This window comes from Pseudomonas sp. PICF6 (assembly GCF_009831705.1).
GTDB classification, from domain to species: domain Bacteria; phylum Pseudomonadota; class Gammaproteobacteria; order Pseudomonadales; family Pseudomonadaceae; genus Aquipseudomonas; species Aquipseudomonas rhizophila.
Genome location: NZ_WUUD01000003.1, coordinates 4,554 through 14,469, shown reverse-complemented (window position 1 = coordinate 14,469; position 9,916 = coordinate 4,554). Strand labels below are relative to the sequence as shown.

The following is a 9,916-nucleotide window of genomic DNA, read 5'->3' as shown; positions in this document are numbered from 1 at the left end:
AAATTGCCCGATCGCGCCGCCCGGCATCAGCCCCTGACGGGCCTGGGCAAAGTGCAAAACCTCGGCGCCGGCCTTCTTCACCTTGACCTGATAGCTGAAATCGACACTGGCGAGGAGCGTGCCATCGGCAACGATTTTGCTCATGAAGCCGCCTTGGGTGTCTTGAATACGTCGCGCGTAGACGCTGTTGACGTCCAGCAGATAGTCGGCAGCTTCCTTGCTGGAGGCATAGCGATTGTCCTCGAGCAGGCGGCCAATCAGGTCGGTGTGCAATTGCTCACGGACCTTTTCGTCAGGCAAAAAGCGATCGTTCTTGCCTACGACTTCAACGTCGAAGGTGTCGATCCAGAAGGTGGCGGTTTTGGGAATCGTTACCGGAGTGGCGGAGACATAGTAATCGGGTTTGGAGGCACAGCCCGCCATAAGGCAGAGGGCCAGGAATATGGCAAAAACGCGCATGTCTGAATTCGTCCCTGAAAGGTAGTGGCATAGTGACAGCGGCATTCTACGGAGTTTGGACGGGTTCTCAAGTTTTGGCGGCAGCGGATGGCGGCAAAACCCCGGCCGTTGCAGACCGGGGCGATTTTATGGGTGCGGCTTCCGGATAACAGTTGCAGACCGCGTCACTCCCCCGCCATCTCTACCACCGTCTTCCCTTGCCCACGCCCCTGCGCTACTTGCGCAAACGCCTCATTCACGTCTCCCAGGCCAAACCGATGTGGGTCTACCTTGATGCGCAGTACCCCGGCCTCAACCAAAGCCGCCGCTTCGCGCAATATCCGACCATGGTGCTCGCGCCCCTTGCCGGTCAGCAACGGCATCAAGGTAAACACCCCGGAATAACTCGCCCCCTTGAACGACAACGGTGCCAGGCTGTGTTGTCCCCAGCCGAGACAACTGAGTACGTGGCCGGTATAGGTTTTCACTACGTTGAAGGACGCATCCAGTGTCGAGCCGCCGACGGTGTCGTAGACGATGTCGAAGCCTTCGCCGCCGGTGTGCTGGCGCACGTAACTGTCGGTGTCCTGCGCCCGGTAGTCGATAGGGGTCGCGCCCAGTTCACGGATGAAATCCAGGCTGGTGGCCGAGCCGGTGGCATAGACCTCGGCGCCGCGGGCCTTGGCAATTTGCACGGCCATTTGACCGACGCCGCCCGCGCCGCCGTGGATCAGCACTTGTTGGCCGGCCCGAACATTGGCCCGGTCTACCAACCCTTCCCAGGCGGTGATGAAGACCAATGGCAAGGCTGCCGCTTCGCGCATGCTCAACGAACCGGGCTTGAGCGCAATCAGGTGAGCATCGACGGCAATGTATTCGGCCAGCGCACCCTGGGCGCCGCCGATGCCGCCGGCCATGCCGAACACGTCATCGCCGGGGGCGAAATCGTGCACGCCCTCTCCCAGCTCAACGACTGTTCCGGCCAGATCGATACCCAGTACGGCGGGCAGCGGCTGGCGGGCATGAGCGCCGCCACCTGCCGCGATCTTGGTATCCAGAGGATTGATCCCTGCGGCGTGAACCCTGATCAATACCTGTCCTTTGCCGGGAACAGGCCGGGGAATGTGGCGAACGACCAGCGGAGCCTGAGCGGTTTGGGCAATGGCGGCGAACATGGTGTTGTTCATGACAGTAAACCTCCAATGAGTGGGTGAGTACATGTTGCGGCCGTCGACGCATTCCGATAAGTAAGCAACTATGGATAGGATTTATTCCAACCAGAGGCCAAATCCCGATGAATCTATTCGACGCGATGCAGATGTTCGTGCGAGTGGTAGAGCGCGGTTCGTTCTCGGCGGTCGCCCGGGAGCTGAACCTGGGTCAACCAGCGGTTAGCAAGCAGATCCGCGCGCTGGAACAACACCTTGGCGGTGCGTTGTTTGCCCGCAGCACTCGCCATCTTGCGCTGACCGACCAAGGCCAGCGTTTCTATATCCACAGCAAGGAAATACTCAGCAGCCTCGACACGGCCCGGCTCAGTTTCACCCGTGGCCAGGAGCAGATCGCCGGCCCTTTGCGTGTGGCCGCCCCGGTGAGTTTCGGGCGGCTGTGCATTGCGCCCTTGATGAGGGAGTTTTTGGCGCGCCATCCACAGGTTCACATCGACCTGAAACTGAACGACCAAAATGAAGATGTGTTGAAAGAAAACATCGACGTCGCCATTCGTATCGGCGTGGTGAAAAACGAAGGGCTGGTCGCGGTTTCCCTCGGCGATAGTCCGCGCCGGGTGTATGCCGCTCCCGCCTACCTGCAACAACACGGCACACCGCTGGAGCCGGCGGATCTTGCCCGCCACAATTGCTTGGGCTTCACGCTGCTGGAGCATTACGACGTTTGGCGTTTCGACCAGCAGGACAAACAGCACCGCGTGACGATCAAGGGCAATGTCACCAGCAACAGCAGCGAGGCAATTCGCGAGATGGTTCTTAGCGGGCTGGGCATTTCGCTTTCACCGCAGTGGTTATTCGCCGCGGATGTTCGCCAGGGAACCGTGTCCAGCCTGCTGGAGGCTTATCAACCCGTAGCGCTGCCCATCAGCGCCGTGTTCAGCCAAGACCGGCGCCGCTCGGCAAGAACTCGCGCCTTTGTGGATTTTCTGCGCGAGCGTCTTTGAGCAGCCGGTTATGCGTAACGAACCTGACTGATATCAATCGCCACCAGCAATTCCCCCTCCACCGCCTGATCGTCCGCATCCCGCCGATACGCCCGGCGCTTGCTGGGCATGCACAGCCCATCGGCCTTGATGTAGTCCTCCACATACTGGGCCGCCGGCAGGCCACCGCTCACGTCCACGGTGTAATCATGCCGGCGCAGCAGATAGTCATCGCCAAAGTAGAAGTCCTGGACCGGGCAGTGAGTGGCGAGGGTGTCCGGGAAGTTCACCCGCAAGCGGCGCCAGACCTGGCCACCTTCCTTCCAGGGTTCCAGCTCCTGGCTGGTGACACCCGGAAAAGTAAACAGGAACGGCATGGTCAGGTAGGACCAGAGCGCATATCCATTGAAGTAGGCACGGTGAAGCGGATCCCACGCAGTGGTTTGCTCGTGCTTGAAGAACGAAGCCCTGGGGTCCGAACGCTCAGCGATCACTTTGCCCTCGGTGGTTTCGATGGCGATGCGATCAGGCGTGAAGGCGGTGCGCTGGTTCAGCGCACCGAACGGCATGACCGAGGCGCGCTGTTCATGCAGCCAGACAGTCATCTGCCGTGGAGCATTGTCTTGCGTTAACCCCTTCATGGCCCACAACGAACCGCCGGTCACAAGAGTGACCTGGACAGTGTTGAAAGTGTTCCAGCGCTCGAGACCGCCGTGGGCAATCAGGACTTGTTCCAGCAGGTCGTGCTTGTGCGCCTTCATGATGGCCGTCCTCCTCGAGTTGGAAACGGGGTCATTCATGAGTGTAGTCGTGCAGCTGGGGCAGAGTCCTTACGATTCACAGGCCAACGAGGCCTGCGCGGTCTTCGAATGCCGGGCGGGAAAATACGCCGCCGCAGCCACACCCACCGCGCCCATCACCACGCAATACCCCACGCACACCCATGGGCTCCACGGCACCAGTGCGATCAGCACCAAAGGCGTCACGCTGGCCCACAAGGCATAGGCAATGTTGTAGGTGAACGAGATGCCGGACACGCGGATTTTCGGCGGAAACAGGCTGACCATCACCGATGGCACCGCACCGACCACGCCGCAACCCAGGCCCGCCACAGCGTAGGCCAGGCCCAGCCAGGCGCCGCCGCTGATCAGGCTGGCGTAGAGCACGGCGATGCCCATCGGCAACAGCAGGCTGTAGAGCATGACAGTGCGCCAGGCGCCGATGCGGTCGACGATGAGGCCGGCCAGAACGCAGCCGATGTTCAGGAAGACGATGCCCAGGCTGCTCAAAGCGAACGTGTGACTAGGGGTCATGCCGAAACTTTTTTGCATCACGGTCGGGGTGATGACCACGAACACCACCACGGCGGACGTCAGCACGCAGGTGAGAATGGCGGCGGGCAACAAGGCGTGGCGATGGTCCCGCAGCACGGTGCGTAGCGGCAGTTCCGTCGCGCCCTCGCGCTTGGCTTGCAGGGCCATGAAGATCGGCGTTTCGCTCAGCCAGCGGCGCAGCCAGACGCCGATTACACCGAAGACCCCACCCAGCAGGAACGGCAAGCGCCAGGCATAATCGAGAATTTCTGCTGCCGTGAATATCTGCGCCAGCGCCGTGGCGGTCAGGGCGCCCAGCAAATAGCCGAAGGTCAGACCAGCCTGGAGGAAACCCAGCGCGTAGCCGCGATGCCGCAGCGGTGCATGTTCGGCCACGAACACCCAGGCGCTCGGTACTTCGCCGCCCACCGCCGCGCCTTGCAGGATGCGCAGCGCCAGCAGCAACAACGGGGCGAAATAGCCGATTTGCGCGTAGGTCGGCATCACGCCGATAAGCAGGCAAGGCAAGGCCATCATCAGGATGCTCAGGCTGAACACCCGCTTGCGCCCCAGGCGATCGGCGAAGTGCGCCATGAGGATGCCACCCAGGGGCCGTGCCAGGTAGCCGGTGGCGAAAATCCCGAAACTTTGCAACAGGCGTAGCCATTCGGGCATTTGCGGCGGGAAGAACAGTTGGCTGAGCACCAGGGCGAAGAAGACGAAGATGATGAAGTCGTAGATTTCCAGCGCGCCACCCAGGGCGGCGAGGCCCAGGGTTTTGTAGTCGGATCGGCTGAATCGGGCGTCTGGCAGATGAGTTGTGGCAGTCATGGGCAGATTTAAACAAGAAAAGTTTTTGAGAAGGACGGTTCAGGCGTCTTGGCCGTCGTCCATGGGCTGTGCCGGTGGTTGGTCTGGCTCAGCGTCTTCGGCCTCTTCAGCAGGCAGGAAATCCTTGCGGCTCTGGGCGATGGCCCGGCGTATTTCGTCGCCTTTGGTGGGGCAGTTCTTGAGGCGGGCGATGCCGTCGGGTTTCTGCGTCATCGCCATCCTCCGGTATGAATGAACAGGGGCTCGATAGTGCTCGCTTTTGGCGCGTGATGCCAATTTTGTGGTTGAGGGTTGCTGCCCGACCCAGCGGGAGCAAGCTCCCTGGCCACAGGGAGCTGTTGCTTGGATTAGCGGTGGTAGCGACGCACTACGCTACTGTTGCGCAAGACGTGACCGTTGATTCTTTCCATCAGTTGAGGGCGTGTGAGGCCGGCTGGCAGGGAGTAAGGGAAGTCGATCGAGTCATACCGGGCACCTTATGCAGATCAGGCCATGGACGGCCTGCGAACTATAGCCGCAGCGCCTGCCAGGTTTCAGTGACAATTACGATGAACTTCGAATCCGCCACATCGATCTGCGTTGACCGTGATTCGCGACATCACCCATCCCCCTGTGGGAGCGAGCCTGCTCGCGATGGCGATGGTTCAGTTGGCATCCATGTTGACTGAAATACCGCTATCGCGAGCAGGCTCGCTCCCACATTTTGATTTGTGCTGACCGTACTCTGTGGGAGCGAACGCGGCGTTTTGAAGGAAATCTCCGAGGAACTGGAAAGCAACAAGATCAACAATCACAGCCTGCGGCAGCGCTTACACCGAGTGATCGACCGGCAGGTGAATCACCCGGGGCCTTTCCAGCGGTGCCAGTGGCGGCGGTTGCAGTTCCGGGCTCAGCAGATGGAAATGCGCCACGACGTGACTGATATCACCGTCCTGGTTGTTATGGATGATCTTGGAGCCGGGCCGGCGCAACGTGTCCAGACGCGCGTCGGTCAATTTGAAGCTTTCGCTCAAGCTTTGATCGTCCACCACCGGCGCTGGCAGCCGACGCTGGGCGAAGCTGCGGCTTTTGCGCTGCTGATAGCGCGCCCAGGTAATCAGGATCACCGCGTTGACCAAGGCGATCCAGCCATATATCTGCAACGTCCCGAGCGTGTCCATGAGCGAGCCACCGAGGCGCGGGCCTGCCTGGCTGTCAAACAGGGGCCAGAGCCCGTTGACCAACAGATACAACAGCCCCAGCCACGCCAGCACGGTAAAGAGCGCATCGATGACCACCAGAAAAGGTCTTTGTCGGGTCCTGATAATTTTCATCGGATCACTTCCTCTTCTTCGTCATCGAACGGTTTGATGCCGCGATCCGGGCTGACCCAGCGCGCGCGTTTCTGATGCTGCCCGAACAGCACTTTCGGGAAACTCACCAAGGTGGTGAACAGACTGATCAGCCAGAACACCAATGGGTACCACACCACCCAGAACATGATGTGCCACAAACCTTTTTCGTAGCGGCGATCGATCAGGATGCTCACCGCGAACTGCATCAGGCACACCACCGCCAACAGCAACCCGGTGAAGGCCGGTGGCATGAGGTGATCGACCGCGATGGCCGCTGGCATTTCGACGAATTTACCGGCGCCCCAGAAGATCACCGACAGCAGGAACGTGAACGCCCAACCGGTGGACAGGCAATATTCGAACAGCAGCGGCCACAGGTAGCGGTGGCGGTATTGCCAGATGCCGCGGATGTTCTTGAACAGCACTTCGGCCCCGCCCTGGGCCCAGCGCAGGCGCTGCCGCCACAGGCCGCGCAGGGTTTCGGGCATGAGGATCCAGCACAGGGCACGGGGTTCGTAGAAGATGCTCCAGTGGTCCAGTTGCAGCTTCCAGCTGATGTCGATGTCTTCGGTGATCATGTCCGGGCTCCAGTAGCCGACCCGGTGCAGGGCCGTACGACGGAAGGCGACGATCACACCGGAGACGGTGAAGATCCGCCCGAAGACGCGCTGGGTACGCTTGATCAAGCCAATGATCGAGGAAAACTCGCCAACCTGCACCCGGCCGATCAAAGTCGAACGAGTACGGATACGCGGATTACCGGTCACTGCACCGAGGCGGGCATTGTCCAGCATCGGTGCCACCAGGTAGGCGCAAGTGTTGGGTGCCAACAGCGCATCACCGTCGATGCACACCAGGTATTCACTGCGCGCCGCGATGGCGCCCATGCGCAGGGCCACGGCCTTGCCCTGGTTTTCCGCCAGATGCAGCACGCGCAGGCGCGGGTCATCAGCCGCCAGTTGGTCGAGCACTTGGGCGGTGTTGTCTTTCGAGCCGTCGTTGATGGCGATGACCTCGATGTTCGGGTAATGCTGGCCCAGCGCGGCGTGTATGGTATCGGCGACGTTGTCGCCCTCGTTGAAGCACGGAATCAGAATGCTGATCAGCGGTTCCCCGGCCAGCGGCGGCGGCAGGGTGTCGTCCTTCCACGGCCAGTGACGCTCCCAATGCAGCCAGAAATACAGGCCGCCGGCGATCCACAGCCCGGACATGAACAGCGGGTAAAAGAACACGAAGTCCATCAGGAATTGCCCGGTGACCAGGAAGATCAGGCCCAGGGGCACCCCAAGGACGATCGCCAGCACCAGCAGGGCGAGCAGTCTGTCGAGCATGTCAAGGATTCCACTTATTGGAGAGCGCCGGCCGCACGGTTTTCACAGCGGGCTGGTCTTCGATGAAGTTGTCCGGGTAGTAGCCGAAACTGGTCACGCCTGAACGCTTGAGGCGTCCCATCCATTCGGCCAATTGTTCGCCGTCGATGTCGCTGACCGGTTTGCTGTGCCAGTCACGGGCCTGCAATTCGAACACCGTGCGCTTGAGCGCACCGGGGCGGGCCTTGACGGTCTCCACCAGGCGCTCAAGCCAGGGGCCGGATTGCTCGCGGGTCTGCTTTTCCATCAACGGCATGGCCATCGGGGCCGTCCAGTTGTAGGCGCCAAGAAAGTCGTCCAGGTTCTGGGCGAACCAGGCTTCGCTTTCGGGATTGAGCATCGGTTCGGCGAAAATATTGCGCGCTGTCAGCACCTGCGGGCCACGAATCGCGCGGACCTTGGCAGTGAGCTCGTGGGTGAAGTCGATCAGGTAGCGGCTCTTGAAACGAGTCCAGCGCTGCATCGCCGCCGGGTCGTCCCGCAGGGCGGCGATGGACGTCGGCAGGCCGTTGGCGGCATAGACTTTCAGGGCAGCGGGGCCGGCGTCCTCGAAGTCAGAAAACACGGCGTCGTCGTGGTACAGAACGCCGTCCACCGAACTCATCCGCGCCAGGTCTTCGTAGATTTCGCCGATGACCCGCCGCACGCTCGGATCGAAGGGCGACAAACGTACGTACTGATCCGGGTCCACACCCGTGCGACCGGTTTCCGGGTCCCAACGTTGTACGCGGGGCAGTTTCGAATCCAGGCCAAAACTGAGCACTGGCATCCAGGCGAAGACCTTGGCGTTGGCCCGGGTTTTCAGTTGCCACGCAACCCGATCGAACAGATCGGCCCGTACCGGCAGATGACGGTTGGGAAAGTACAGCGAATGCACCAGACCATCACCTTTCGGATCGGCAAAGGCTTGCAGGAAAACGGTGTTGGCGCCCAGGTCGTAGATGCGCTGGATCAGCTTGCCGACATTGGCTTCCTGCTGCACAGGATCCGGGTCATAGACGTAATCCAGGTCGACATGGACCACCCGCAACGGGTCCATGGTCTGCACGCCGACGACGCTCTCGGCGAAGTGCGCACCATCCGGATCGGAGGCCACCAGAAAACGCGGGCCACTCATCAGGTTATTGAGGCTGTCCAGACCATCTTCCAGAGTCAGGGCCATTTGGTAGCCTTCGCTGCCAATCACCTGCAAGGCGGTGCCATCGGCGGCACCGTAGGGCCAGACCCACACGCGCGGACTGTAGCCGGTGACCTTGCGGATCTTCTCGGAAATGGCCACCACGTCCTTGCGCTGGCGAGCCTGGAAATCAGCTTCGCTTTCATAACGACCGGTGGCGGGATCGTAGCGCCGGGTCGTCGCCGCCGGTTGCAGGTTGCCTTGCGGGTTGGCCAGTACCCCTTTGTGATTGGCGTCGGTGTGGGCGGCGATTTCCACCAGGCCCGATTTCGAGACCTCGCGAATTTGCTCCCAGGTCAAAAACTCGGAGCGCTTGCGCGGCACTCCAGCGAAGTCCACCGGCTGGTTCGACGGCGTGTCGATCCAACTACCGACCGGGGCCAATAGCGCCGGCCAGTTATAGGCGCGCAGGATCGGCATGACGCGGGTGTAAAAGCTTGAGTAACCGTCGTCAAAACTCAACAACACCGCCCGCGGCGGCAGTTCCGGGCCACCGTTGCGAGCGGTGATGATCTGGTCCACGGTTACCGGCTGGTAGTTGTTTTCCCGCAGCCAAGCCAATTGCTCGATCAGGCGTTCGGTACGCACGGCCACGAGCGCCTGGTCGGGGTCGCGGTCTTCCACGTCGTGATAGGCGATGCCGAGCACATGGTTTTTCGGCCACGGGGCGTCGTTGGCCGCCAGCGGGCGCTGTGAGGGCGGTGTGAACGCCGGGGCTTGCTGGGCACAAGCGCTGATCAGCAAGACCCCCAGCAGAAGGATGAATCGCGAAATGACAGGCATCTTCAAACTCTTCTAGAAGCGGTAGGTGAGGTCGACAAGCAGGCGCAGATCGCTTTCGCGGTCGCCGTCATAGGGGCGGTTGAGCCAACTCAGTGCGGCACCTGCCTCAAGCACGTCGTTCCAGATAAAACGCTGGCCGTAGCTGAGCAGGCCCATGGCACCGGTGCTGTGGTCGCGCTGGCTGTAGGTACCGGCGCCGGCCTGGAACTGCTGGCTCCACGTCGTTTCGTAGCGGCGGTACAACACATGATTGGCGCTGACGGTCGGCATGACGCTCAGATCTGACTTGGGGTTGAAGTAGGGGACTTCGTCAGAGCCGCTGTTGCGACTGGCACCCACTTCCAGGCCCAGCTCCACTTGCAGCCGCGGAGCGCTGTAAATGCCTTCGCGACCGGTGAGCAGGGTTTCGAGACGGTTGTTACCGTCACTGAAATGCGATGGGCTGACCGCCAGTTGCCACTCCCGGCTTTCATGGGCACGCCAGCGAACAAAACCACTGCCGCCGTTGGCGCGGATAC

General features: G+C 61.2%; 9 protein-coding genes and 2 pseudogenes. 1 reads left to right on the top strand and 10 read right to left on the bottom strand.

Annotated elements, in window-relative coordinates; translation table 11 throughout:
- On the bottom strand, nt 1-459 hold a 459-nt coding region (locus GSM73_RS02935), incomplete at its 3' end, for a hypothetical protein (RefSeq protein ID WP_256676664.1).
- A 164-nt stretch (nt 460-623) separates the two neighbouring features.
- Nucleotides 624-1,625, bottom strand: a complete 1,002-nt coding sequence (locus GSM73_RS02930) for a zinc-dependent alcohol dehydrogenase family protein (protein ID WP_047230317.1) — start codon at nt 1,623-1,625, stop codon at nt 624-626.
- 107 nt (nt 1,626-1,732) lie between these two features.
- Here GSM73_RS02930 and GSM73_RS02925 point away from each other — a divergent pair, with 107 nt between their 5' ends.
- Complete coding sequence (locus GSM73_RS02925) at nt 1,733-2,611, top strand: LysR family transcriptional regulator (protein ID WP_160891511.1); 879 nt, start codon at nt 1,733-1,735, stop codon at nt 2,609-2,611.
- A gap of 8 nt (nt 2,612-2,619) precedes the next feature.
- Here GSM73_RS02925 and GSM73_RS02920 read toward each other — a convergent pair whose 3' ends face one another.
- The 8 genes and pseudogenes from GSM73_RS02920 to GSM73_RS26735 form a co-directional block, all read right to left on the bottom strand.
- Entirely contained in the window at nt 2,620-3,351 is a 732-nt protein-coding gene (locus GSM73_RS02920) for a hypothetical protein (protein WP_160891510.1), read from the bottom strand.
- 69 nt (nt 3,352-3,420) lie between these two features.
- Complete coding sequence (locus tag GSM73_RS02915; protein WP_139048760.1) at nt 3,421-4,734, bottom strand: MFS transporter; 1,314 nt, start codon at nt 4,732-4,734, stop codon at nt 3,421-3,423.
- Nucleotides 4,735-4,773: 39 nt separating this feature from the next.
- Nucleotides 4,774-4,947, bottom strand: coding sequence for a hypothetical protein (locus tag GSM73_RS26365; RefSeq protein WP_171061296.1), 174 nt, complete (start codon nt 4,945-4,947; stop codon nt 4,774-4,776).
- Nucleotides 4,948-5,081: 134 nt separating this feature from the next.
- A pseudogene (locus GSM73_RS02910) lies at nt 5,082-5,183 on the bottom strand (YbhB/YbcL family Raf kinase inhibitor-like protein); the annotation flags it as partial.
- Between the two features lie 360 nt (nt 5,184-5,543).
- Complete coding sequence (pgaD, locus tag GSM73_RS02905) at nt 5,544-6,047, bottom strand: poly-beta-1,6-N-acetyl-D-glucosamine biosynthesis protein PgaD (protein ID WP_047230322.1); 504 nt, start codon at nt 6,045-6,047, stop codon at nt 5,544-5,546.
- A complete protein-coding gene (gene pgaC / locus GSM73_RS02900) occupies nt 6,044-7,399 on the bottom strand; it encodes a poly-beta-1,6-N-acetyl-D-glucosamine synthase (protein ID WP_076383117.1) in 1,356 nt (451 codons plus the stop codon). The genes pgaD and pgaC overlap by 4 nt, the downstream gene beginning before the upstream one ends.
- A gap of 1 nt (nt 7,400) precedes the next feature.
- Nucleotides 7,401-9,398: a poly-beta-1,6-N-acetyl-D-glucosamine N-deacetylase PgaB gene (gene pgaB / locus GSM73_RS02895; RefSeq protein ID WP_160891509.1), complete on the bottom strand. Its 1,998-nt coding sequence runs from the start codon at nt 9,396-9,398 to the stop codon at nt 7,401-7,403.
- Nucleotides 9,399-9,410: 12 nt separating this feature from the next.
- A pseudogene (locus GSM73_RS26735) lies at nt 9,411-9,916 on the bottom strand (poly-beta-1,6 N-acetyl-D-glucosamine export porin PgaA); the annotation flags it as partial.